This is a genomic window from Rhodanobacter sp. G1 (assembly GCF_055397855.1).
Window position 1 is genome coordinate 3,754,629 of sequence record NZ_AP039674.1, and the last position, 23,987, is coordinate 3,778,615.

At 69.6% G+C, this 23,987-nt stretch carries 24 protein-coding genes; 12 read left to right on the forward strand and 12 right to left on the reverse strand.

From position 1 onward, the window contains the following. Positions 1 to 83: 83 nt before the first annotated feature. Positions 84 to 1,070 carry an alpha/beta fold hydrolase gene (locus ACZ5Z2_RS16655; protein WP_464759683.1) on the forward strand — a complete coding sequence of 329 codons (987 nt, stop codon included), beginning with the start codon at positions 84 to 86 and terminating at the stop codon, positions 1,068 to 1,070. 63 nt (positions 1,071 to 1,133) lie between these two features. Here ACZ5Z2_RS16655 and ACZ5Z2_RS16660 read toward each other — a convergent pair whose 3' ends face one another. After that, on the reverse strand, positions 1,134 to 1,721 hold the full coding sequence (locus ACZ5Z2_RS16660; protein ID WP_464759684.1) for a methyltransferase family protein: 588 nt from the start codon (positions 1,719 to 1,721) through the stop codon (positions 1,134 to 1,136). 188 nt (positions 1,722 to 1,909) lie between these two features. On the opposite strand from ACZ5Z2_RS16660, the gene ACZ5Z2_RS16665 reads away from it, so the two are divergent. Further along, positions 1,910 to 2,338, forward strand: coding sequence for a hypothetical protein (locus ACZ5Z2_RS16665; RefSeq protein ID WP_464759685.1), 429 nt, complete (start codon positions 1,910 to 1,912; stop codon positions 2,336 to 2,338). A 42-nt stretch (positions 2,339 to 2,380) separates the two neighbouring features. Here ACZ5Z2_RS16665 and ACZ5Z2_RS16670 read toward each other — a convergent pair whose 3' ends face one another. The 4 genes from ACZ5Z2_RS16670 to ttcA all read right to left on the reverse strand — a co-directional run bounded on the left by ACZ5Z2_RS16670 (position 2,381) and on the right by ttcA (position 6,423). Next, the gene (locus ACZ5Z2_RS16670) at positions 2,381 to 3,151 is read right to left on the reverse strand and encodes a M48 family metallopeptidase (RefSeq protein ID WP_464759686.1); all 771 of its coding nucleotides are present in this window, start codon (positions 3,149 to 3,151) and stop codon (positions 2,381 to 2,383) included. Positions 3,152 to 3,279: 128 nt separating this feature from the next. After that, a complete protein-coding gene (locus ACZ5Z2_RS16675; protein ID WP_464759688.1) occupies positions 3,280 to 4,197 on the reverse strand; it encodes a recombination-associated protein RdgC in 918 nt (305 codons plus the stop codon). Between the two features lie 128 nt (positions 4,198 to 4,325). Then, on the reverse strand, positions 4,326 to 5,528 hold the full coding sequence (locus ACZ5Z2_RS16680) for an amino acid aminotransferase (protein ID WP_464759689.1): 1,203 nt from the start codon (positions 5,526 to 5,528) through the stop codon (positions 4,326 to 4,328). Between the two features lie 76 nt (positions 5,529 to 5,604). Further along, the gene (gene ttcA, locus ACZ5Z2_RS16685) at positions 5,605 to 6,423 is read right to left on the reverse strand and encodes a tRNA 2-thiocytidine(32) synthetase TtcA (RefSeq protein WP_464759690.1); all 819 of its coding nucleotides are present in this window, start codon (positions 6,421 to 6,423) and stop codon (positions 5,605 to 5,607) included. Positions 6,424 to 6,519: 96 nt separating this feature from the next. On the opposite strand from ttcA, the gene ACZ5Z2_RS16690 reads away from it, so the two are divergent. Beyond that, positions 6,520 to 6,720 (forward strand): YdcH family protein, encoded by a 201-nt coding sequence (locus ACZ5Z2_RS16690; RefSeq protein ID WP_464759691.1) that lies wholly within the window; start codon positions 6,520 to 6,522, stop codon positions 6,718 to 6,720. Beyond that, the gene (locus ACZ5Z2_RS16695) at positions 6,717 to 7,331 is read left to right on the forward strand and encodes a GNAT family N-acetyltransferase (protein ID WP_464759692.1); all 615 of its coding nucleotides are present in this window, start codon (positions 6,717 to 6,719) and stop codon (positions 7,329 to 7,331) included. The genes ACZ5Z2_RS16690 and ACZ5Z2_RS16695 overlap by 4 nt, the downstream gene beginning before the upstream one ends. Before the next feature lie 13 nt (positions 7,332 to 7,344). Here ACZ5Z2_RS16695 and bioC read toward each other — a convergent pair whose 3' ends face one another. The 6 genes from bioC to ACZ5Z2_RS16725 form a co-directional block, all read right to left on the reverse strand. Continuing rightward, positions 7,345 to 8,226 carry a malonyl-ACP O-methyltransferase BioC gene (gene bioC / locus ACZ5Z2_RS16700; protein ID WP_464759693.1) on the reverse strand — a complete coding sequence of 294 codons (882 nt, stop codon included), beginning with the start codon at positions 8,224 to 8,226 and terminating at the stop codon, positions 7,345 to 7,347. Then, entirely contained in the window at positions 8,219 to 8,992 is a 774-nt protein-coding gene (gene bioH / locus ACZ5Z2_RS16705; protein WP_464759694.1) for a pimeloyl-ACP methyl ester esterase BioH, read from the reverse strand. The genes bioC and bioH overlap by 8 nt, the downstream gene beginning before the upstream one ends. After that, positions 8,989 to 9,897: a sulfurtransferase gene (locus ACZ5Z2_RS16710; protein ID WP_464759695.1), complete on the reverse strand. Its 909-nt coding sequence runs from the start codon at positions 9,895 to 9,897 to the stop codon at positions 8,989 to 8,991. Before ACZ5Z2_RS16710 ends, bioH begins: the two co-directional genes overlap by 4 nt. A 28-nt stretch (positions 9,898 to 9,925) precedes the next feature. Continuing rightward, a complete protein-coding gene (bioF, locus tag ACZ5Z2_RS16715) occupies positions 9,926 to 11,119 on the reverse strand; it encodes an 8-amino-7-oxononanoate synthase (protein WP_464759696.1) in 1,194 nt (397 codons plus the stop codon). A gap of 126 nt (positions 11,120 to 11,245) precedes the next feature. Continuing rightward, positions 11,246 to 12,289: a biotin synthase BioB gene (gene bioB, locus ACZ5Z2_RS16720; RefSeq protein ID WP_464759697.1), complete on the reverse strand. Its 1,044-nt coding sequence runs from the start codon at positions 12,287 to 12,289 to the stop codon at positions 11,246 to 11,248. 159 nt (positions 12,290 to 12,448) lie between these two features. Beyond that, complete coding sequence (locus tag ACZ5Z2_RS16725) at positions 12,449 to 14,440, reverse strand: multicopper oxidase domain-containing protein (protein WP_464759698.1); 1,992 nt, start codon at positions 14,438 to 14,440, stop codon at positions 12,449 to 12,451. Between the two features lie 155 nt (positions 14,441 to 14,595). Here ACZ5Z2_RS16725 and ACZ5Z2_RS16730 point away from each other — a divergent pair, with 155 nt between their 5' ends. The 6 genes from ACZ5Z2_RS16730 to ACZ5Z2_RS16755 all read left to right on the forward strand — a co-directional run bounded on the left by ACZ5Z2_RS16730 (position 14,596) and on the right by ACZ5Z2_RS16755 (position 19,668). Next, positions 14,596 to 15,321, forward strand: a complete 726-nt coding sequence (locus ACZ5Z2_RS16730; protein ID WP_464759699.1) for a ComF family protein — start codon at positions 14,596 to 14,598, stop codon at positions 15,319 to 15,321. A gap of 38 nt (positions 15,322 to 15,359) precedes the next feature. Next, on the forward strand, positions 15,360 to 16,052 hold the full coding sequence (locus tag ACZ5Z2_RS16735) for a ubiquinone biosynthesis accessory factor UbiJ (protein ID WP_464759700.1): 693 nt from the start codon (positions 15,360 to 15,362) through the stop codon (positions 16,050 to 16,052). After that, positions 16,049 to 17,698, forward strand: a complete 1,650-nt coding sequence (gene ubiB, locus ACZ5Z2_RS16740; RefSeq protein WP_464759702.1) for a ubiquinone biosynthesis regulatory protein kinase UbiB — start codon at positions 16,049 to 16,051, stop codon at positions 17,696 to 17,698. The genes ACZ5Z2_RS16735 and ubiB overlap by 4 nt, the downstream gene beginning before the upstream one ends. 118 nt (positions 17,699 to 17,816) lie before the next feature. Continuing rightward, positions 17,817 to 18,533 carry a pseudouridine synthase gene (locus tag ACZ5Z2_RS16745; protein ID WP_464759703.1) on the forward strand — a complete coding sequence of 239 codons (717 nt, stop codon included), beginning with the start codon at positions 17,817 to 17,819 and terminating at the stop codon, positions 18,531 to 18,533. A gap of 119 nt (positions 18,534 to 18,652) precedes the next feature. Beyond that, on the forward strand, positions 18,653 to 19,075 hold the full coding sequence (arfB, locus tag ACZ5Z2_RS16750) for an alternative ribosome rescue aminoacyl-tRNA hydrolase ArfB (RefSeq protein ID WP_464759704.1): 423 nt from the start codon (positions 18,653 to 18,655) through the stop codon (positions 19,073 to 19,075). Beyond that, positions 19,072 to 19,668: a 1-acyl-sn-glycerol-3-phosphate acyltransferase gene (locus ACZ5Z2_RS16755; protein WP_464759705.1), complete on the forward strand. Its 597-nt coding sequence runs from the start codon at positions 19,072 to 19,074 to the stop codon at positions 19,666 to 19,668. The genes arfB and ACZ5Z2_RS16755 overlap by 4 nt, the downstream gene beginning before the upstream one ends. Before the next feature lie 31 nt (positions 19,669 to 19,699). Here the strand turns inward: ACZ5Z2_RS16755 and ACZ5Z2_RS16760 are convergent, their stop codons facing one another. Continuing rightward, positions 19,700 to 20,749 carry a LysR family transcriptional regulator gene (locus ACZ5Z2_RS16760; protein ID WP_464759706.1) on the reverse strand — a complete coding sequence of 350 codons (1,050 nt, stop codon included), beginning with the start codon at positions 20,747 to 20,749 and terminating at the stop codon, positions 19,700 to 19,702. Between the two features lie 114 nt (positions 20,750 to 20,863). On the opposite strand from ACZ5Z2_RS16760, the gene aceB reads away from it, so the two are divergent. After that, positions 20,864 to 22,492: a malate synthase A gene (gene aceB, locus ACZ5Z2_RS16765; RefSeq protein ID WP_464759707.1), complete on the forward strand. Its 1,629-nt coding sequence runs from the start codon at positions 20,864 to 20,866 to the stop codon at positions 22,490 to 22,492. Between the two features lie 143 nt (positions 22,493 to 22,635). Next, positions 22,636 to 23,931 (forward strand): isocitrate lyase, encoded by a 1,296-nt coding sequence (gene aceA / locus ACZ5Z2_RS16770; protein ID WP_464759708.1) that lies wholly within the window; start codon positions 22,636 to 22,638, stop codon positions 23,929 to 23,931. The last annotated feature ends 56 nt before the right edge of the window (positions 23,932 to 23,987 follow it).

Consider the following 23,987-nt stretch of genomic DNA (forward strand, 5'->3'; position numbering starts at 1 on the left):
GCCTTTCCGAGACATCACATGCAAGACACTGGATTCCAGCTTTCGCTGGAATGACAAATCATCCGTACCACGAGATTCGATCCATGCCCGACACCAACGCCTCCACCCGCTCGCTCTGGAAGCGCATGCTGATCCGCCGGCTGAAGTTCCTCGCCATCGTGGCGGCGGTGCTGGTCGTGCTGCTGGGCGGCAGCTACCTGTTCGCGCCGCAGTGGCTGTTCGACGCCAATATCGCCCGCGAGGCGATGGCCGCGCACCTGGAGAAGAAATCGGTGCAGGCCGGCGACACGCGCTGGTCGTACTACGAGGGCGGCAGCGGCCCCACCATCGTGCTGCTGCACGGCTTCGCCGACAGCAAGGACGTATGGCTGGAAATGGCCAAGCAGCTCACCCCGCACTTCCACCTCGTCATCCCCGACCTGCCGGGCTGGGGCGAGTCCTCGCGCGACATGGATGCGAGCTACAACATCGACGCGCAGGCCGCGCGGCTGCAGACCTTCGTGCAGACCCTGGGCCTGGGCCGCTTCCTGCTGGTGGGCCACTCGATGGGCGGCGCCATCGCCGGCGCCTACGCCGCCGGACATCCCGAGCACGTCAGCGGCCTGGCGCTGCTGGACAGCTTCGGGCTGAAGTTCAAGGAAAACGCCTTCGCGCGCGAGACGCTGGCCGGCAAGGATCCGTTCGCGTTCTCCAACCGCGCCGGCTTCTGGCGCGCCACCGACCTCGTGCTCGCCAAGCGCCCCGACATCCCCGGCCGCTTCGTCGACGTGCTGGTGGCGCGCAACGTGAAAGACCACGCCTTCATCGCGAAGGTGTTCGACGAACTGCGCGACCCCACGCAATACCTCGCCCTGCAGAACCGCCTCGGCCAACTCACCATGCCGGTGCTGGGCCTGTGGTGCAGTGGCGACAAGGTGATCGACATCTCCGCGCAGGACAGCCTGCGCAACGGCCTCGTCCACGCCAGCGCGATCAGCACCAGCACCCTGATCGGCTGCGGCCACATGCCGGAACTGGAGAAGCCCGAGGAAACCGCGCAGATCCTCACCGCGTTCGCGCTGTCGCACTAGCACGCTTACTCCCCTCTCCCACGCGTGGGAAAGGGGCCGGGGGAGAGGGGCTTTTCCGCCCCCTCACCACACGCCTGGAATCAACGCTTTCGTGCGCCGCATGTAATCCACGTAGGCGGCGCCGAACTGCTCGCGCATCCAGCTCTCCTCGTGGCGCAGCTTGTAGGAGAACGAAGCAAGAACCAGCGCCAGCGCGACCAGCCCACGCCATTCGCCCAGCGCCAACGCACTGCCCAGCACGCCCGTCAGCATGCCGGTGTAGATCGGATGGCGCACCCAGCGGTACGGCCCCGTGGTCACCAGTTCATGGCCCTGCTTGAGCTGCACCGTGGCGCTCCAGTTGCGCCCCAGCGCCACGCGCGCCCAGCAGGCAAAACCAAGGCCCAGCAGCAGCACGGCCAGCCCGATGCACGGCCACGCCAGGCCGTGCGGCAGAAAACGCTGCGCCAGCCACGGCCAGAGCCGCCCCGACAACCGGGTGAACAGCAGCAGGTAGGCCACCAGCAGCGGCACGCGATAGGCCAGGAACGGCGCCCAGCCATCCACCCGCGCCGCCGCCTTGTTGCCGAACGCGCTGACGAACCAGTACAGCAGCCACACGGCCCAGATGGCGAGGACGGCGAAATGGACGTAACTCTCGAAGGGCGACATGGCGGCAACCTGCGGAGAAGATGCGCCTAGCATGCGCCGCTGCCGCGACCTGATCGAGTGACGGCTGTCAGGCGGCTCATATGCCCAACCACCCGCCTCGGCCGATTGCGGACATTTTCCGTCCATGGCCAAGCCATGCCGCAAGAAAATAATTCGGGGATCGACCCTGAACCAGAAAAAAGAAATCAATGCGCAGCGCCCTATCAGGAGTGGCAATACTCTGGTGTGTGGTAGCGCTGGCGCTGATGACGCATATCTCGTTCGTCTCGCTGGCGGCGAACGTACTGACGGTATTCATCACCGTGACCGGTAGTGTCTTTCTGGCGCTTGCGTGGGCGCGACAAATCCGAGGCCGCGCCCTGGCTGTTCTCGCAACCATCGTTTCAGCAAGCATTTACTTGGCAGGGCTGTGGTTTCTCGGCATGAGTCTGGCGTTTTACCCTTGGAGCGAGCCGGATCTGCAGGTGCGTCAAGGCGATCTGGCGTGCCGCGCGGTTTACTACGGGCAGAACGCGGAAATAAAGGTATTCAAAGCACTGCCTTTGGGGCTTGAGCGCCGGCAGTCCGACTATTCGATCAACGGCACACCGGAGCACATAGACTGCAAACGTGCCTGAGTGATTCGCCACAGCGTGGCATGCGCCTCCACTCCAGGCACCTCAATCCGCCACGTCTGCCACCAGCCGATCCAGCTCCGCCTTCAACGTGGCGCCGTGCGTGCGCAGCCAGTTACGCTGCTCGCGCCACTCGGGCATCAGTTGCTCCACCTGTGCCCAGAAGCGCGGGGCGTGGCTGCGCACCTTGAGGTGGCAGAGTTCGTGCACCAGCACGTAGCGCAGCGCGGCGGGCGGCGCCAGCGCCAGCGCGAGGTCGAGGTTGATACGGTCGCGGGTGTCGAGGCTACCCCACAGACTCTTCATCGGGCGCACTTTCAGCGCGGTGGGGGCGAGGCCGAGCTGCGGCACGTAGAACGCCAGCCAACGCGACACGTCGCGGCGGATCAGCGTCTCGAAATGCGAGGCCAGCAGACCGCGCGCCACCAGCAGGGCGCGGGTGTGCGGGCGCGGGATCACCAGGATGAGGCCGTCGGCGGATGCCTCGACTTTCGGGTAGGCGCCCTCGTCCCAGTCCAGCGCGACTTCCTCGCCGCGCAGCGGCAACGTGGTGGCGTGGCCCACGCGCAACGGCGGCAGCGGCTTCACGACCAGGTTCAGCTCGTCGAGCTTCTGCTCCAGCCAGTCGGCGTGGTGGCGCAGGAAGGCGCTGACCTGGGCGGGATGGGTGCCGTCGGGATAGGTGACGCGCGCGCCCTTGGGCGTGACGGTGAGGCGCAAGCGCCGCGCACGCGGGTGGGCGGCCTTGAGCACGCGGATGGTGCTGCCGCCTGCGGTCGCCAGTTCCAGCCAGTCGCCTTCGAGATGCTGCGCCATGATCCTGCTGCCTGTACGGCCGGGCCCAGCCAACTGGCCGGCCCGGACGGACAGTATGCGGCGGGGACTACGCCCCGGCGCAAGGGCCGCGGGTCATGCCGCCCGCAAACCCTTGCCTGAAGCCAGTCTCACGCGTCTGCGGGACGCGGCAGGCCGAACCATTCCTCCAGTTTGGCCAGCAGACGCTCCAGTTCCAGGGTGAGCAGGGCGAACCCGGCGTCGGCCTCGGCCTGGGCGTCTTCGTGGCTGTCGCCCAGCTCGTCCATCACCACGTCGAGGAACTTCAGCTTGCGCACGATCAGGTCTTCGCCCAGCACGAAGCTCATGCGGTCGTCGAACACCAGGCCGAGCTGGAACACCTGCTTGCCGTTGCGCAGGTGCTCCTTCACCTCTTCCGCATCGAGATCCTGGCGGCGGCACTTGGCGATGGCGCCGGTGGCGGTGGCCGGGTCGCGCAGTTCCACTTCGTCGCCCAGCGCGAGGCCGGCGGGCAGCGTGCCGTTGGCGAGCCAGTCGGTCATCAGCACGCGCGGGCCTTCCTCCGGCGCCAGCGGCACGGCGGGGAAGCTGCCCAGCGCCTCGCGGATCTGGCTGAGCGCGTTCTCCGCGCTCTTGCGGCTGGAGGTGTCCAGCACCAGCCAGCCGTGCTGGGTGTCCACGTAGGCGGAGAGCCGCGACGTGCGCACGAAGGCGCGCGGCAGCAGCTCGGTGAGCAGGTCTTCCTTCAGCCGCTTGCGTTCGCGCCCGCCCACCTTGCGGCCTTCCTCCTCGGCGATCTTGCGCACCTTGCGCTGCAGCTCGTCGTTGACCACCGCGGCGGGCAGCAGCTTGTCCTCGCCGCCCACGGTGACCATGGTGCAATGCTTCACCACGTGGGTGAGCGGCGCCTCGTCGCCACGGCCGACCGGCGGCACGAAGCCCTTGGTGAACATCTCCAGCGGGCCGCAGGGGCGCAGGCGGTGTTCGCCCAACGCCTCGTCGAGGCGCTTCAGGTCGTCGGCGACGGCGGGGGAAAAGCGGAACAGGGTGAGGTTGCGGAAGAACATGCAGAATCCGGTACGAGTCCGGCCGGAGCAAAAACCTGCTCGTCATCCCGGCGCAAGCCGGGATCCAGCGACTTTCCGGCCACCAAGGCACTGGGTTCCGGCCTTCGCCGGAACGACGGACAACGCAATCAGCGGCACACGGCCGCGACGGCCTTGGTCACGTAGTCGATATTGCCGGTGTTGAGCGCAGCCACGCAAATGCGTCCGCTGGAAAGCGCGTAGATCGCGAACTCCTCGCGCAGGCGATCCACCTGCGCCTTGCTCAGGCCAGAATACGAGAACATGCCTGCCTGCCGGTTGATGAAGCCGAAGTCCGGTGCGCCCAGCGCAGCGAGCTTGTCCACGAAGGCCGCGCGCATCGCGTGGATGCGGCCCCGCATCTCGCCCAGCTCGCGCTCCCACAGCGCGCGCAGCTCGGCGCTGTCCAGCACGCCGGCCACCAGCCTGGCGCCGTGCGTGGCGGGGCTGGAGTAGTTGGCGCGGATGGTGGTCTTGATGTTGGACAGCAGGCGCGCGGCCTCGTCGCGGTCGGCGCCCACGAAGCTCAGCGCGCCCACCCGCTCGCCGTACAGCGAGAACGACTTGGAGTAGGAGTTCGCCACCACGAAGGCGGGAATGCCCGAGTCCGCCAGCAGGCGCACCGCGGTGGCATCCGCGACCGCGTCCTTGTCAAAGCCCTGGTAGGCCATGTCGACGAAGGGCAGCAGGCCGCGATCCTTCATCAGCGCCACCACCTGCGCCCACTGCGCGGCGTCCAGATCCACGCCGGTGGGGTTGTGGCAGCAGGCGTGCAGCAGCACCACGGTGCCGGGCTCCAGCTTGCCGAGATCCTCCAGCATGCCGGCGAAGTCGAGGCCATGGCTGGCGTCGTCGTAATAGCGGTAGTCGATCAGCTGGAAGCCGGCGGTGCGGAACACCACGTGGTGGTTGCCCCAGCTGGGGTTGCTGATCGCCAGCTTCGCCTTGTCGCCCAGCACCTTCTTGAGCAGGTCGGCGCCCACGCGCAGCGCGCCGCTGCCGCCGATGGTCTGCGCGGTGGCCACGCGGCCCGCTTCGAGGATGGGCGCGCCCTCGCCGAACAGCAGCTGCTGCGTGGCGCGGTTGTACGCGGGTAGACCGTCGATGGGCAGGTAGCTGCGCGGCTGCTCGTCGCGCGCCAGCGCCTGTTCCACCTGGCGCACCGCGTCCAGCACCGGCACCTTGCCCTGCTCGTCCACGTAGATGCCCACGCCGAGGTTCACCTTCTCCTTGCGCGGGTCGGCGAGATAGGTTTCGGTGAGGCCGAGGATGGGATCGCCCGGCGCCATGGCCATGGAAGCAAAGATGGACACGTGATTCCTCGCTGCTGATTCGGATGTAATTTCAAATGGAAGTATGGACGTCCATACGGACGAACGGCCCATGATGTCAGATTTCGGCGCCGCCTGCGCTCAAGGCCCCGAAATCGAACAGCCTGCGGTCGGCCAGCTGCGACGGCGCCACGTTGCCCAGCGCGCGGAACATCGTCTCGCTGCGGCCGGGATGCTCGCGCTCCCACTCGTCCAGCATGCGCCGCACCTGCTTGCGCTGCAGGTTCTCCTGCGAGCCGCACAGGTTGCAGGGAATGATGGGGAATTCCCTCAGGGCGGCGTATTCGGCGATCTCGCTCTCGCGGCAATACGCCAGCGGGCGGATCACCACGTGGCGGCCGTCGTCCGAACGCAGCTTGGGCGGCATCGCCTTCAGGCTGGCCTGGTGGAACAGGTTGAGGAAGAAGGTGGCGAGGATGTCGTCGCGGTGGTGGCCCAGCGCGATCTTGGTGATGCCGTTCGCCGCCGCCCAGGTGTACAGCGAGCCGCGCCGCAGCCGCGAGCACAGGCTGCACATGGTCTTGCCCTGCGGGATCACCCGGGTCACCGTGCTGTAGGTGTCCTGCTCGATGATGTGGAACGGCACGCCGCGCGAGGTCAGGTATTCCGGCAGCACGTGTTCCGGGAAGCCCGGCTGCTTCTGGTCGAGGTTCACCGCGATCAGCCCGAAGCGCACCGGCGCCTTCGCCTGCAGCTGCAGCAGCATGTCCAGCAAGGTGTAGGAATCCTTGCCGCCGGACAGGCACACCATCACCTTGTCGCCGTCCTCGATCATGCGGAAATCCGTGATCGCCTTGCCGACCTGGTGGCGCAGCCGCGTGGCGAGGTGCTCGACCTCGGCGGCGGGCGTGGCGGCGGATTCGGGCAGCGCGGACATGGCAGGCACGGCAGTGGTGGATCGCCCATTGTACCCGCCTGCCTGCCCCCGTCCCGCGGCGCTACACTAAGCGGATCGTCCACGTCGCGTGCCGCCATGCAGGATCCCGCCGAAACCGCCCAGTTGCTTGCCGAATTGAGGCAGGAGCACCGCGACCTCGACGCCGCGATAAACCAGCTGGCCAGCTCCCTCGGCCGCGACGAACTGCAGCTCACCCGGCTGAAGAAGCGCAAGCTGCTGCTGAAAGACCACATCGCGCGGCTGGAAAGCAAGCTGATCCCCGACCTCGACGCATGACGACCTTCGCCGAACCCATCCTGCTGCGCGACGAGCACATCGCGCTGGAACCGCTGACGCTCGACCACGTCCCCGCGCTGGAAGCCGCGGCCGCGGACGGCGAACTGTGGAAGCTGTGGTTCACCAGCGCGCCCGCCCCCGGCGAAGCCCGCGCCTACGTGGAGAAGGCGTTGGCCGGCCAGCGCGACGGTGCGATGCTGCCGTTCGCGGTGCGCGAACTGGGCAGCGGCGAGATCGTCGGCACCACCCGCTACTACGACATCGTGCCCGAGCTGCCGCGGCTGGCGATCGGCTACACGTGGTACGCCAAGCGCTGGCAGAAAAGCCACCTCAACACTGCCTGCAAGCGCCTGCTGCTGGCGCACGCCTTCGACGCGCTGCGCTGCGCGGCCGTGGTGCTGCACACCGACCACCGCAACCTCGATTCGCAGCGCGCCATCGAGCGCCTCGGCGCCCACCGCGACGGCGTGCTGCGCAACGACAAGCGCCGTCCCGACGGCAGCCTGCGCCACACCGTGTGCTATTCCATCCTCGACCACGAATGGCCGGACGTGAGCCGATGGCTGGAGCTGAGGCTGGCGCGGCTGGCCGGGGTACGCGCGCGCGATTGAACCGCGCCAGCGCTCAGCGCCGCCGCGATCCGCGCAGGCTGTCCACCGAGAAGCTGGCCATCTCGCCGCCGCCGGCCATGCGCCGCGACTGCCCCGGCGGCGGGCCCCAGGCGTGCGCGGTCACCACTTCCCACGTCGCGGGAATGCGGCCGTCGATGCGCATCGCCTCGTAGGCGGCGAGCATGGCGCGGTAGTGCGACTTGCCGGTGAGGTGGCGTTCGCGCGCGGCGTCGGCGTGGGTGGCGCCGAGGCCGCGCAGCTCCTCCAGCAGCTTGCGCGGCTCGCTGTAGGTGAGCATGTAGCGCTCCACGTCCAGCACCGGATCGCGCAGGCCGGCGTTGAGCATCGCGTCGCCGATGTCGTGCATGTCGAGGAAGCGGCTCACGTGCGAATGGCCGTCCGCCGCGGCCCACGCCGCGCGCAGCTCCTTCAGCGTGTCGGGGCCGAAAGTGGTGAAGGCGAGCAGTCCGCCCGGCTTCAGCACGCGCGCGCATTCGCCGAACAGCGCGGCGAGGTCGGTGATCCACTGGAAGCACAGGTTGGAATGCAGCACGTCCACGCTGTGGTCGGGGAAAGGCAGCGCGGTGGCTTCGGCGCAGACGCGGCGGAACGGCTTGAGCCAGCCGCTGTGCCCCTTCGCCTCGCGCAGCATCGGCAGCGCGAGATCGACGGCGACCACCTCGGCCTTGGCGTAGCGCTGCTTCAGCAGCGCGGTGCCGCGGCCCGTGCCGGCGCCCACGTCGAGCACGCACGCGGGCGTTTCCAGATAGACGTCCAGACGCTCCAGCAGCGACTGCTGCACTTCGCGCTGCAGGGCGTCGTGCTTTTCGTAGCTGCGCGCGGCGCGGCCGAAGTTGCGGCGCACGCGCTCGCGGTCGAGGCGGAAATTACTCATTGAAACTGTCCAGCAAGGGTTGCAGCGCCTGCGCCACTTCGTCCGCATGCGTGAAGAACGGTGCGTGGCCGGCGTGTTCGACCTGCGCGTAGCGGCCCTGCGCCTGCTGCGACGACCATTCCATCGCCTGCGGCGGCACCAGCCGGTCGCGGCGGCCGGCGATCCATGCGTTCGGCTGGCGCAGTTCGGGCAGGCGCGCGCGCAGGTCGCGGGTTTCCAGGATGCGGATGCCTTCCTGCAGCACGCGCAGCTCCGGCTCGCCGCGCGCGAAGGCCAGTTCGCGCAGGCCGCGCAGTTCGGCGCGCGGGTCGGGGCTGCCCATCGCCTCCAGCGCAAGGAAGCGCTCGATGGTGGCGTGGTAGTCGGCTTCCAGATCCAGCGCGAGCTGGTGCACCAGCGTGGCGTCGCTGCCCCAGGGCCAGCTTTCGTCGCGCGCGAATCTCGGCGTGGCGCAAAGCATGGCGAGGCCGCGCACGTGCTGCGGCTGTTCCAGCGCGCCGGTGAGCGCGATCAGGCCGCCCAGCGACCAGCCCAGCCAGAGCGCCGGCGGCGTGGCCGCCGCAATCGCCGCCGCGCAGGCGGAGGGTTCCAGCGGCAGGCCGCAGTGGCGCGAGTAGCCGTGGCCGGGCAGATCCACCACGTGCATCGTGCAGCGATCAGACAATGCCTCCACCAGCGGCGCCAGCACGCCGCCGTGCATCGCCCAGCCGTGCAGCAGCACCAGCGGCACGGGGCCGCGGCCGAGCTTTTCGATGTAGAGGCTCACCCCACGCTCCGATGAAATGAAGCGCTGCTTGCGTTCGCCTCCTCTCCCCTTCGGGGAGAGGATTGAGGTGAGGGGCGGGTGCTTGCGGGAGCGCTGTCCAGAGCCGGCTCCGACGCAGGTGCATCGCAAGCGTGGCCCCTCACCCCAGCCCTCTCCCCGGAGGGGAGAGGGAGCTCACTTGCAGGAAGCAGGTCGGCACCCACCGCGCCGCGCCCGTCGAACACGAAGCAGTCGCCCTGCCAGTGCGCGCCGTCGGTGAGTTCCAGGTATTTCAGGATGCCGCCCTCGAGCTGGCGCACGTGCTCGATGCCCAGATCCTGCATGTGCAGCGCGGCCTTCTCGCAGCGGATGCCGCCGGTGCAGTACGACACCACGGTCTTGCCCGCGTAGCGCGCGCGGTCGGCGGCCACGGCTTCGGGAAACGCCGTGAAGCTGGCGAGGCGGTAGTCCACCGCCTGCGCGAACTTGCCCACGTCGGTCTCGTAGTCGTTGCGCGTGTCCAGCATCACCACTTCGCGGCCGTCGTCGTCGCGGCCGCTGTCCAGCCAGCGCTTCAGCGTGGGCGCGTCCACTGCCGGCGCGCGGCCGCCCGCGGGGCGGATCGCCGGCATGCGCATGGTGATGATCTCCTGCTTCAGCCGCACGCGCAGGCGGCCGAACGGCACGGCCTCGGACAGCGATTCCTTCGCCTCCAGCCCGTCGAAGCGCGCGTCGCCGCGCAGCCACGCCATGAAGTCGTCCACCGCCTCGCGCGGGCCGGCGAGGAACAGGTTGATGCCCTCGGGCGCCAGCAGCACGGTGCCCTTCAGCGCCAGCGCGGCGGCGCGTTCGAGCACGCGCTCGCGCAGCGCGGGCAGGTCGTCCAGCGCGACGAAGCGGTAGGCGGAAAGGTTGACGATGTTCATGGGGACAAGGCGGCGCAGCGGCCCGCCATTATACGGGGGCGCCCGTGCCGGCCCGCCGCGGCAGCAGCGCCAGCGCGTCCAGCAATTGATCGACGTGTTCGTCCTCGTGCATGGCCGAGAGCGTGATGCGCAACCGCGCCTGCCCCTGCGGAACCGTGGGCGGGCGGATCGCGGTGACCAGCAGGCCGCGTTGTTCCAGCGCCTGCGCGGCATCCAGCGCGGCCTGCGCATCGCCCAGCAGCAGCGGCTGGATCGCGCTGGGCGACGCCATCAGCGGCAGGCCGAGCTGCGCGGCGCCGGCACGGAAGCGTGCGATCAGCGCCTGCAGCTTCTCGCGGCGCCAGTTTTCGCCGCGCGCGATTTCCACCGCGGCGCAAGCCGCCGCGGCCAATGCCGGCGGCATCGCGGTGGTGTAGACGTAGGGCCGCGCGAACTGCACCAGCCCGTCGATCAGCGCGGCGGAGCCGGCCACGAAGGCGCCGCTGCAGCCCAGCGCCTTGCCCAGCGTGGCCATCAGCACAGGCACCTCGCGCTGGCCGAGTCCGGCGGCGCGTACGCTGCCCGCACCCTCCTCGCCCAGCACGCCCAGGCCGTGCGCGTCGTCCACCATCAGCGTGGCGTGCTCGCGCGCGCACAGCGCGGCGAGTGCGGCCAGCGGCGCCACGTCGCCGTCCATGCTGAACACGCCATCGGTGGCGAGCAGCGCGGCGGCCTGCGGTCGGCTCTGCAACTGGCGTGCGGCCGCCTGGACGTCGGCGTGCGGATAACGCTTCAGTTCGGCGCCGGCCAGCCGCGCGCCGTCGAGCAGGCAGGCGTGGTTGAGCTTGTCCTGCACGCATGCGTCGCCCTGCGCGAGCAGGGCCTGCATCGTGCCCAGGTTGGCCATGTAGCCGGTGGAGAACAGCAGGGCGCGCTCGCGCCCCATCCACTCGGCCAGCACCTCCTCCAGTTGCGCGTGCTCGCGGCGATGGCCGCAGACCAGGTGCGCCGAGCCGCTGCCCACGCCCTCGTCGGCGGCGGCACGCTTGAGCGCGGCGATCAGCTGCGGGTGCTGGGCCAGGCCGAGGTAGTCGTTGCTGCAGAAGCCGAGCAGGCGGCATCCGTCGCTTTCCAGCCACGGGCCTTCGGCATGCTCGACCACGCGCAGGCGGCGGCGCAGGCTGGCGTTTTCGCGTTCGGCCGTCTGGACGGCCAAGCGCTCGAGCAGGTCGGGGCGGGTCATGGGTCTGTCGAGCTTTTGATCGTCATCCCGGCGAAGGCCGGGATCCAGGGCCCTTATCCAGCGACAAGGCTGGAGTCACTGGATCCCGGCCTTCGCCGGGATGACGGCGTTGAAATGGCGTGGCAATCACGCCGCTGCGCTGCAGCCGCAACCACTGCCGCAGCAGGCGGCGGCGTCCTCCATGATGTCCGCATGCACCGTGCCCGCTTCCTCCACCACTTCCATCGCGTGCAGGTCGAGCCGGCGGAACAGCGCGCGGTCGTGCTCGGTGTCCGGGTTGCCGGTGGTGAGCAGCTTCTCGCCGTAGAAGATCGAACCGGCACCGGCGTGGAAGCACAGCGCCTGCACCGCGTCGTCCATTTGCTGGCGGCCCGCCGAGAGGCGCACGACGGACAGCGGCATCAGGATGCGCGCCACCGCGATGGTGCGCACGAACTCGAACGGGTCGAGCTTCTCCGCGTTGCCCAGCGGCGTGCCCGGCACCGGCACCAGCTGGTTGATCGGCACCGAGTGCGGGTGCTCGGGCAAGTTGGCCAGTGCCTGCAACAGGCCGGCGCGCTGCGCGCGCGTCTCGCCCATGCCGACGATGCCGCCGCAGCAGGTCTTCAGGCCGGCGTCGCGCACCTGCTCCAGCGTGGTCAGGCGATCCTGGTATTCGCGGGTGTGGATGATCTCGCCGTAGAACTCCGGCGCGGTGTCGATGTTGTGGTTGTAGTAGTCGAGGCCGGCGTCCTTGAGCTGCTGCGCGTGGCCGTCGCCGAGCAGGCCCAGCGTGGCGCAGGTTTCCAGGCCCAGATCCTTCACCGCGCGCACGATCTCCGCCACTTTGGGAATGTCGCGATCCTTCGGCCCGCGCCACGCCGCGCCCATGCAGAAGCGGCTGGCGCCGGCGGCCTTGGCGGCCTTGGCGCGTTCCAGCACGGCGTCGACTTCCATCAGCTTCTGCGCCTGCACGCCGGTGTCGTAGCGCGCCGCCTGCGGGCAGTAGGCGCAGTCCTCGGGGCAGCCGCCGGTCTTGATCGAGAGCAGGGTGGACACCTGCACGGCGTTCTCGTCGTGGTACGTGCGGTGCACGGTGTGCGCACGATGCAGCAACTCGTTGAACGGCAGCGCGAACAGGGCGGCGACTTCCTCGCGGCTCCAGTCGTGGCGGACGTGGGCTTCGGACATGGGGTGGCTCCGTGGCTGAGGCCGCGAAGTGTGGGAGGCGCGCCAGCCACCGTCAACCTGGATCGCCGGCAATCAGGTTGACGGAAGCCGCCAGATGCCCGCCCGAAGCCGTTGCCCGGGCAAGACGGGGCGCACCAGGGCGCGCCTCGCCGCCTCTGTTCACTTGCCCCTGGCCGCCTTCACCTGCTCGGCGGTGATGGCCTTGGCCTGGTTGCCCCACGAGCTGCGCTCGTGGTTCGCGATGTCGGCGATGTCGGCATCGCTCAGGGTGGCGCCGAACGGCGGCATCACGCTGGGGTAGCTGGTGCCGTTGATGGCCTCGCCGTGCAGGCCGTCGAGGATCACGGCGATCTGCTTGGAGGGGTCGTCGCTGAGCACTGCCGGGTTGTCCTTGAGCGGCGGGAACGCGCCGGGCAGGCCCATGCCGGTGGCCTGGTGGCAGGCCGCGCAGTTGGCGGCGTACAGCGAGGCACCGCGCGCGGCGTCGAACGCGTACGGGCCGGCAGGCGCAGCCGGGGCAGCCGGTGCGGGCGCAGCCGCCGGGGCGGAAGCCTGGCTGATGTCCGGCTTGGCCGCCGTGGTGCCTGCCGGCTGCTCGATCTGCAGCACGCCTTGCGCGCCCAGCATCATGTGCGCCATGGAGTGATCCACGAAGGCGTACTTGCCCGGTTCGTCCAGCGTGAGGTCGAACACCGCGCCCTCACCCGGGCCCACCGACCAGGTGGAAACGCCGTCGATCGCCTGCGCGGGATTGCCGCCCGGATAAACCTTGTCGAAGATCGCGCCGATCACGTGGAAGGCGCTCCACAGGCTGGGGCCGGCGTTCACCACGTACAGGCGCACGCGGTCGCCGGGCCTGGCGGTGAGCGGATGGTCGCGGTACTGGAAGGCGGTGCCGTTGAACACCACCTCGTCCGGCCGCATCGCCCGCGCCTTGTCGAAGTCGGCGGCCATCAGCTTGCCGGCCACCTGCTGGGTATACCACTCGCCCTGCACCAGCACGTAGCTCTCCTGCGCCGGCGGCAGCGGCGTGGCCGGGTCGACGACGATCGCGCCGTACATGCCGTTGGCGATGTGCAGCAGCACCGGCGGCGTGCCGCAGTGGTAGAGGAAGGCGCCCGGCACCCTGGCCACGAACGAGAACCTGATCGACTCGCCCGGCATGATGTCCACGTAGTGCAGGCTGGGCGGCGTGATCGCGGCGTGGAAGTCGATCGAGTGCTGCATGGTGCCGTGGTTGGTGAGCACCACGTTCACCGTCTGCCCCTGGCGCACATGGATCACCGGGCCGGGCACGCTCTTGCCGAACGTCCACGCCTGGTACTGCACGCCACTGGCGATTTCCACGCTCTGGTCGGAGACGTCGATGTTCACCGCCGCGCTGTCGCCTTCCTGCAGCGGCGGCAGGCGCGCGTCGCGGGCTTTCTCGACGGGCTGGCTGGAGGCCAGCGACAGCGGCGTCACGGCCGCGGCCGCCGCCTCCGGGCTGGCCGACTTCACGTTCAGCGCGCTGTGCAGGCCTGCCAGCAGCAGCGCCACCAGCAGCAGCACGCCGGCCAGCGCCGGCGCCTGCACGCGCCACGGCAGGGGCTGCGCCTGGCCGAGAGGAATCTTTTCGTTCGAGCCGGCGAACTTGCGCCAGCCCGGCCAGCGGCTCTCGATCAGGTAGTCGAGGCTGTAGGGGCCGGGGCCGGAGCGCAGGTCGATGACGATCAGGGCCGCGAAGACCAGCACGTAGCTGATCGCCGCGCCGATGTTGTGCGCGCCCACCGAATAAGGACCGCCGAAGCCTTCGGCGGTGCTCCAGACCAGCAGGCTGAACAGGAGGCCGGCGATGTAGGTGAGCTTGCGCGCGAAGCCCAGCAGCAGCGCCAGCGCCAGTGCGGTCTCGGCGATCCGCGTGGCCCAGACGAAGAAGCCCGCGTGCGGCGTGACCAGCCCGATCCACAGCTGGAACCACCAGGCCGACCACGCCGGCTGCCCGGTGGCGGCGTTGTGCAGGTAGCCCACGTAATGGCTGGCGAAATCGGACGTCCACGTCAGCGCGGCGCCCACCGCCCAGATGATGCCGAAGGCCACGCGCAGCGCAGTGCCGGCTGCCGCCGGCCAGGTCGAAGCATGGGTGGATTTGTCGCCGTCTGACACGATCATGCGAGGTCTCCCGAAGCGGATGAGCGGTTGCGGACGAGTACGACGCCGGCGCGGTTGCCACCGGCCATGGTCGAGTGTACGACTGCCGTGCCGGACTGCCGTGACGTGCGTCAATCGCCTTGCCGCTACCATCGAGCGGCACGAAAGGAGGGCACATGGACAAGGCGAGTCTGCGGCGATTCCCGCATCGTTTCCTGCATTGGCTGCTGCCGCCGCGTTGCCTGCTGTGCAGCGCAGCGGGCGCGGACGGCGTGGATCTGTGCGCCGCCTGCGCCGCCGAACTGCCGCGCAACCGCACTTGCTGCGCACGCTGCGCCCTGCCGTTGGCCGTGCCCGCCGCGCTGTGCGGCGAATGCCAGCGCCATGCACCACCGTGGGACGCGGCGTGGGCGCCATTCCGCTACGACTGGCCGCTGGATCGGCTTGAAGCGCGCTTCAAGTTCGGCCGCGACCTTGCCGCCGGCCGCGCACTGGCGACGCTGTGGCAACGCGAAGCCATGCCGCTGGCTAAGCCCGGCCTGCTGCTGCCGGTGCCGCTGCATCGCGATCGCCTGCGCCAGCGCGGCTACAACCAGGCGCTGGAACTCGCGAAGCCACTGGCGCGCCAGCTCGGCGTGCCGCTGCGCCACGACCTGCTGCTGCGCCGCCGCGACACCGCGGCGCAGACCGAACTCGACGCCGCCGCGCGCCGCCGCAACGTGCGCGGCGCCTTCGCCGTGCGCGCTGGCACCGCGCTGCCCGCGCACGTGGCGATCCTCGACGACGTGATGACCACCGGCGCCACCCTCGCGGAGTGCACCCGCGCGCTGAAGCATGCCGGCGCACAGCGGGTGGACGTGTGGGCACTGGCGCGCGCGCCCTCGCCGGCGGGCCGCGCGTAGGCGGCCACGCCGCTACGACACGCCGCTACAATCGGCGGATGACTTCCCCCGCCCCAAACGCCTGGCTGCCCGCGCCGCTGCGCAGGCTTGCCGCACGCGCGCTGGAAACCGCGCTCAACCACACGCTGTCGCTCGATCCCGACACGCAGCAGAAACTCGCCGGCCTCAACGGCCGCCGCGTGCTGCTGCACCTGCGCGGGCCGGAACTGGCGCTGGCCGTGAACGTGGAGGAAGGCCGCCTGCGCGTGGGCCCGCCGGACGACGGCGAAACCGCCGCCAGCACGCTGCGCGTGGCCGCCACGCCGGGCAGCCTGCTGGCGATGGCGCTGCGCCGCGGTGACGACGGCGTGGCGCCGGGCAAGGTGGAGATCGCCGGCGACGCCGACCTCGCGCGCCGGCTGGAAAAACTCGCCAGCCAGTTCGCCCCCGATTTCGAGGAAGCCTTCGCGCGCAGCTTCGGCGACGTGCTCGGCGTGCCGCTGGCGCGCGCCGTGCGCAAGGCGCTGATCCACGCCAAGGAAACCGCCGCCCATCTCACCGAGGATGGCGCCGCATGGCTGCGCGACGAATCGCGCCTCGCGCTGGCGCCCGGCGAGGCGGAAGCCTTCCTCGACGGCGTGGACGCGCTGCGCGACCGCGGCGAGCGGCTGGAGGCGCGGCTGGCCCGGCTCGAAGCGCGCATCAAGGGGGCTGGCGTCAAGGGGAATCACGCCAAGGGAGCGGGCGCATGACCTCGCTTGCCGTCGTGCCGCGCCTGCTGCGTGTCGCCGCCGTGCTGCTGCGCTACCGGCTCGACGAACTGGTGGACGCCGCCCACCTGTTCCGTCCGCTGAAACTGGTGCGTCCGCTGCTGGGCCGCCCCGCCATGGACGTGCGCGGGCTGCCGCGCGGCGCACGGCTGCGCCTCGCGCTCACCGAGCTGGGGCCGATCTTCGTCAAGGCCGGACAGGTGCTGTCCACCCGCCGCGACCTGGTGCCCGCGGACATCGCCGACGAACTGGCGCTGCTGCAGGATCAGGTAGCGCCCTTCCCCGGCAGCGAGGCGCGTGCCATCGTGGAGCGCGAACTGAAGGCGCCAGTCGGCCGTCTATACGTCCGTTTCGACGAAACGCCGCTGGCCTCCGCCTCCATCGCCCAGGTGCACGCCGCCGAGCTGCCCGACGGCCGCGCCGTGGTGGTGAAGGTGCTGCGTCCCGGCATCGACGCGCGGATCGCGCGCGACGTGAAGCTGCTGCGCTCGCTGGGCGAGCTGGCGAATCGCTGGCACCCCAACGCCGACAAGATCCGCCCGCTCGACGTGGTGGCGGAAGTGGAGAAGATGCTGGAGAACGAGCTGGATCTGCAGCGCGAAGGCGCCAGCGCCAGCCTGCTCCGGCGCAACTTCGCCAGTGGGGTCGACCTCTACGTGCCCGAGGTGCATTGGGATCTCACCGCGCAGCGCGTGCTCACGCTGGAGCGCGTGCACGGCATCAGCAGCGACGACGTCGCCGCCATCGACGCCGCCGGCATCGACCGCAAGGCGCTGGCCGCCAAGGGCGTGCGGGTGTTCTACGAGCAGGTGTTCCGCGACAACTTCTTCCACGCCGACGCCCACCCCGGCAACATCTGGGTGGATGCCACGCGCCCCACCGAGCCGCGCTTCATCGCGCTGGACTTCGGCATCATGGGCTCGCTGCCCGAGGCCGACCAGTACTGGCTGGCGCAAAACTTCATCGCGCTGTTCGAGCGCGACTACGCGCGCATCGCCAAGCTGCACGTGGACGCCGGCTGGATGCCCGCCACCGTGCGGCTGGACGAACTGGAAGCCGCCGTGCGCACGGTGTGCGAGCCGTACTTCACCCGCCCGCTGTCGCAGATCTCGCTGGCCGAGCTGGTGGTGAAGCTGTTCCAGACCGCGCGCCGCTTCGAGCTGACCCTGCAGCCGCAGCTGATCCTGCTGCAGAAGACCCTGCTCAACATCGAGGGCGTGGGCCGCATGCTCGATCCCGAGATCGACATCTGGGCGGTGGCGCATCCGGTGCTCAAGCGCATCCTGCGCGAGCGCTACAGCCCGCTGCGCACCCTGCGCGAGGTGCGCAGGCGGCTGCCCGAGTGGTTCCACCTCGCACCGCAACTGCCCGAGCTGGTGCACGGCGCGCTGGGCCAGGCAGCCAAAGGCGAACTGCGCCAGCTGGCCGATCCGCAATTGCTCGCCCAACAACGCCAGGATGCGCGGCGCGGCCGGCGCACGCTGGCCTTCGGGCTGCTGGGCGGCAGCCTGCTGGCAAGCAGCGCGATCCTGTGGTCGCAGGCGACGACGTTGGGTATGTGGCCGCCCGCCATCACGGCGGTTGTTGGCGCGCTCGCCTTTCTTGCCGGCTGGCCGCGCCGCTCGTAAATCCTCACCGTCATCCCGGCGCAGGCCGGGATCCAGTGGCGACCACGCATGTGTAAGCCATGCAGCCGCTGGATTCCGGCCTGCGCCGGAATGACGAGCCAACTCGGCGATACAACCCATGCTCGACATACTCCACCAGGACGACGCCCTGATCGCGGTGAACAAGCCCGCAGGCCTGCCCGTGCACCGCTCGAAGATGGTGAACGACGCCGAGGAATACCTCGTGGACGTGCTGCGCGAGCAGGTAGGCGGCAGCGTCTACCTCGCACACCGGCTCGACCGCGCCACCAGCGGCGTGCTGCTGGTGGCGCGGTCGAGCGAAGTCGCCGCCGCGCTGGGCGAGCAGTTCATGGGCCGCGACGTGCGCAAGCAATACCTCGTCGTCGTGCGCGGCTGGCCGGAACCGGACGAAGGCGTGATCGATTACGCATTGCCCGGTTCGCGCGACACCGGCCCGCGCCGCGAGGCGCGCACGCGCTACCGCCGCCTCGCCACGGTGGAAGTGCCGATCGAGCTCGGCCGCTACCCGCAGCAACGCTATGCCCTGCTGCTGGCCGAGCCGGAGAGCGGCCGCTTCCGCCAGATCCGCAAGCACCTCGCGCACATCCACCACCCGGTGATCGGCGACTGCCAGCACGGCCGCGGCGACCACAACCGCCTCTACAAGCAGCACTTCGCCTGCCACCGCATGCTGCTGCACGCGTGGAAGCTGGATTTCCGCCATCCCGTGAGCGGCGAGCCGATGGCGCTGCAGGCGCCGCTGGATCGCGAATACGCCGGCGTGCTCGAACGCTTCGGTTGGGCGCTTCCCACGCCCGAGCCCCGTTCGTCCTGAGCGTAGCGAAGCGGAGTCGAAGGACAAGGCGCGGCTTCGACTTCGCGCCTGCGGCGCTACGCTCAGCCCGAACGGATACATGCCCCTCTTTCGCCTGTGCCATCCCCTACACTCCCCGCATGCTGACCATCAGCCACACCCTTGCCCTGCCCGAATCCGAACTGGCCGAGCGCTTCCTGCGCGCCGACGGCCCGGGCGGCCAGCACGTGAACCGCACCGAGAGCGCGGTGGAGCTGCGCTTCGACGTGGCGCGCTCGCCCACGCTGCCGGAACCGCTGCGCGAACGCCTGCTAGCGCGACGCGACCGCCGGCTCACCGACGAAGGCGTGCTGGTGATCCAGGCGCGCCGCTTCCGCGACCAGGGCCGCAACCGCGACGACGCGCGCGAGCGGCTGGTCGAAATCATCCGCGGCGCGCTGATCGTGCCGAAGAAGCGCGTGGCGACCAAGCCCACCCGCGCCTCCAAGGAGCGCCGCCTCGCCGGCAAGCAGCAGCGCGGCAAGCTGAAGCAACTGCGCACCAGGAAGCCGGGGTACGAATGAAGGGGACGGTTTTCGCGCCATCGCAGCTGCCGCCGCACATGCCCCACCTGCGCGACACGTGGCAGCGCAGGCTGTGCCGCGGCGTACTGCACCTCAGCGGCTGGAGCCTGGCCGGCGAGTTTCCCGACGTGCCGAAACTGGTGCTGATCGCCGCGCCGCATTCCTCGTGGTGGGACGGCATCTGGGGCCTGCTGATCAAGGCCGCCATCGGTGCCGACGTCAACTTCATGGCCAAGCGCGAACTGTTCCGCGGCCCGCTGGGCACCCTGCTGGTCAAGCTCGGCGGCATCCCCATCGACCGCGGCGCCGCCGCCGGCATGGTGGAGCAGATGGTCGAACGCTTCGGCCGGCAGCCGACGCTGTGGCTGGGCATCGCCCCCGAAGGCACGCGCCGCCCGGTAGCGCGGTGGAAAAGCGGCTTCTGGCGCATCGCCCACGACGCCGGCGTGCCGGTGTTTCCCGTCGCCTTCAACTACCCCGACAAGACCATCCGGCTCGGCCCGCTGTTCGATACCACTGGCGACATGGTGGCCGACGTCGAGCGGCTGCGGGCGTGGTATTCGCCGTTCAAGGGCAAGTACCACGGGGTGTAGGCGTGCGGCAAAAGGCCAGCACCCGGACGCATCACCGCCCCGAATGCCCCGGCTCGTCGTAGTCGCGGTAGGTCAGCAACCCCGGCCGGATCAGATCGATGAAGGCGCGCGCTTCGGCGCTGAGGAACTTGCCCTTGCGCATCACCACGCCGTAGCTGCGCTGCGGGAACCAGCGCGACATGTTGCGCACGACCAGACGCTCGCGGTCGGCGTCGGTGATGCAGATGCCGGTGACGATGGATATCCCTAAGCCCATCGCCACGTACTCCTTGATGACGTCCCAGCCGCCCACCTCGATCGCCACCTGGTAGGGCACCTGGTTCTGCTGGAACACCAGATCCACCTGCCGGTAGGTGGACAGCCGCTGCGGCGGCAGGATCAGGCCGTAGGGCGAGAGATCCGCCAGCGCGACTTCCGCCTTCTCCGCCAGCGGGTGGCCGGGCGGCAGGATCAGCATGGGGTCGTACTGGCGCACCGGCGCCCAGGCGATGTCGTGCGGAACGTCCAGCATCGAGCCCACGGCGAAATCCGCCTTGTCCTCGCGCAGCATCGCCATGCCGTCCTTGCCGGTGACGTTGGCGAGCTGCAGGTGCACGGCGGGATGGCGCTCGCGGTAGCGGCGCACCAGCTCCGGCAGCAGGTACTGGATCGTGGAGGTGCCGGCGGCGATGGTGAGCCGGCCGGCGGTGAGGCCCTGCACCCTGGCCTGGAAATCGCGGTCGAGGTTGTCCCAGCCCTCCACCAGCGGACGCGCCAGTTCGTACAGCGCCTCGCCCGCGTCGGTGAGGTTGATGCGGCGGCGGCGGCGTTCCAGCAGGGTCGTGCCCAGTTCGCGCTCCAGCGCCTGCAGCTGCAGGCTCACCGAAGGCTGGGACAGATACAGCGCCTCGGCGGCGCGGCTCAGCGTGCCCAGTTTCACCGTGGCCACGAAGGCTCGCAGCTGCTTGTGGCGGTTGCCCTTGTAGTAGAAACGGGCGGCTTCGTTCGCCAAACCATGCGCCGGCGTACGCTTTTTTGCTGCGCCGCCGCGCGGTTTCCTGGGCGATTTCGTTGCCTTTGTCGGGGCTATACGTTCTTTCATGTCAATGACTTGCATTTCATATTGACCATGACAATAGCAAAAATTGAAACATTTGCTTTGTCAAACTGTAAATCCATGGCCTAGCTTCGAGTCGCCCAACGACCGGAGTCGACCATGGCCTTGCCCCGCGAACGCCTCGCCACCGAAGCCGTGCAGCTGCACGCCCAGCCCAGCCCTGCCCAGCAGGCGATCCTCGACCCGCAGGCACTGGCCTTCCTCGCCGACCTGCACCGCCGCTTCGACGGCCGCCGCCGCGAACTGCTGGCCGCCCGCCGCGAGCGGCAAGCGCGCTGGGACGCCGGCGAGCTGCCGGACTTCCGTGCCGACACCGCCGCGATCCGCGAGTCGGACTGGACGGTGGGCCCGATCCCGCCCGCGCTGCGCGACCGCCGCGTGGAGATCACCGGGCCGGTGGAGCGCAAGATGATCATCAACGCGCTGAACTCCGGCGCGAAGGTGTTCATGGCGGACTTCGAGGATTCCTCCGCGCCCAGCTTCGCCAACCAGTTGGACGGCCAGATCAACCTGCGCGACGCGGTGGCCGGCAAGCTCGACTACACCTCGCCCGAGGGCAAGCACTACCGCGTGAACGCGAACCCCGCGGTGCTGGTGGTGCGCCCGCGCGGCTGGCATCTGCCGGAGCGCCACCTCACCGTGGACGGCGAGACCATGGCCGGCGCGCTGGTGGACTTCGGCCTGTACGCCTTCCACAACGCGCGCGCCCTGCACCGCCGTGACCTCGGCCCGTACTTCTACCTGCCCAAGCTGGAGTGCATGGAAGAAGCCGCGCTGTGGGACGACGTGATGGCGCACGCGGAAGCCGAGCTGGACATCCCGCCCGGCAGCATGAAGGTGACCGTGCTGATCGAGACGCTGCCCGCCGCGTTCCAGATGCACGAGATCCTGCACGCGCTGCAGTCGCGCGCCGTGGGCCTCAACTGCGGGCGCTGGGACTACATCTTCTCCTACCTGAAGACCCTGCGCGGCCACCGCGACCGCCTGCTGCCCGAGCGCAGCCAGGTGCTGATGACGGTGCCCTTCCTGAAGGCGTATTCGGAGCTGCTGATCCAGACCTGCCACCGGCGCGGCGCGTTCGCGATGGGCGGCATGGCGGCGCAGATCCCGATCAAGGGCGACGCGACCGCGAACGAAGCCGCATTGGCCAAGGTGCGCGCCGACAAGCTGCGCGAGGTCAAGGCCGGCCACGACGGCACCTGGGTGGCGCACCCCGCGCTGGTGCCGGTGGCACAGGCAGTGTTCGACGAATACATGCCCGAGCCCAACCAGCGCGACGTGGAGCGCGACGACGTGCGCGTGAGCCGCGAGCAATTGCTGGCGCCATGCAGTGGCACCATCACCCGCGCCGGCTTCGACAACAACGTCGAGGTGTGCCTGCGCTACACCGCCGCGTGGCTGGACGGCCAGGGCTGCGTGCCGATCCATCACCTGATGGAAGACGCCGCCACCGCCGAGATCGCGCGCGCGCAGCTGTGGCAATGGCTGCACCATGCCGATGCTCCGGCCGGCGGGACGCCGACCAGGGGCGGCCTGGAATTCCCCGATCACGCGCCGATCGACTTCGCGCTGTTCGACCACGCCCTGGTGCGCCACGCCCATCGCCTGCGCGACAGCGACGTACCCGGCGCGGCGCGCATGGGGGCGGCGGCGAAGCTGATCTCCGCACTGATCCACGCCGACACGCTGGCCGATTTCCTCACCTTGCCCGCCTACGAGCAGCTTTGAATCTCTCTCCCTTCTCCCTTCGGGAGAAGGTGCCCGAAGGGCGGATGAGGGTTCGGCTAACGCCAAGCATTTCGCTTGAACCGAACCCTCACCCCAACCCCTCTCCCGCCGGGAGAGGGGCTCAGAAACCGCGGAGCCTTGCCATGAAAACCACCCTGCCCACCGCCGAACAGCTCGAACTGGACTGGAACAACAACCCCCGCTGGGCCGGCATCCGCCGCAACTACGGCGCCGCCGACGTGGTGCGCCTGCGCGGCACCGTGGCCGTCGAGCACTCGCTGGCCCGCCACGGCGCCGAACGCCTGTGGAAGAGCCTGCACGAGGAGGATTTCGTCAACGCGCTGGGCGCGCTCACCGGCAACCAGGCGATGCAGCAGGTGAAGGCCGGACTGAAGGCCATCTACCTGAGCGGCTGGCAGGTCGCCGCCGACGCCAACCTCGCCGGCGAGATGTACCCCGACCAGTCGCTCTACCCCGCGAACTCCGTACCGCAGGTGGTGAAGCGCATCAACAACACCCTGCTGCGCGCCGACCAGCTGCACCACGCCGAGGGCCAGGACGGCATCGACTGGCTGGCGCCCATCGTGGCCGACGCCGAGGCCGGCTTCGGCGGCGTGCTCAACGCCTTCGAGCTGATGAAGGCGATGATCGAGGCCGGCGCCGCGGGCGTGCACTTCGAGGATCAGCTCGCCAGCGTGAAGAAGTGCGGCCACATGGGCGGCAAGGTGCTGGTGCCCACCCGCGAAGCGGTGGACAAGCTCACCGCCGCACGCCTCGCCGCCGACGTGGCCGGCGTGCCCACCCTGATCGTGGCGCGCACCGACGCCGATGCCGCCGACCTGCTCACCTCCGACATCGACGACAACGACAAGCCCTTCGTCACCGGCGAACGCACCGTGGAAGGTTTCTTCCGCGTGCGCCCCGGGCTGGAGCAGGCGATCAGCCGCGGCCTCGCCTACGCGCCCTACGCCGACCTGGTGTGGTGCGAGACCAGCAAGCCCAACCTGGAGGAAGCGCGCCAGTTCGCCGAGGCGATCCGCAGGCAGTTTCCGAACAAGCTGCTCGCCTACAACTGCTCGCCCAGCTTCAACTGGAAGAAGAACCTCGACGACAGCACCATCGCCAAGTTCCAGCGCGAGCTGGGCGCGATGGGCTACAAGTTCCAGTTCATCACGCTGGCCGGCTTCCACAGCCTCAACTACGGCATGTTCGACCTCGCGCACGGCTACGCGCGCCGCCAGATGAGCGCCTTCGTGGAACTGCAGGAACGGGAGTTCGCCGCCGCCGAACGCGGCTTCACCGCAGTGAAGCACCAGCGCGAGGTGGGCACCGGCTACTTCGACGCGGTGACGCAGACGATCCAGCAAGGCCAGTCGTCGACCACGGCGCTGAAGGGTTCGACGGAGGAGGCGCAGTTCGCGCGCCACGCCGCGGCGTAAGGCATCACCTGATCCATCTGCCCTCCTGCCCGTCATTCCGGCGTAGGCCGGAATCC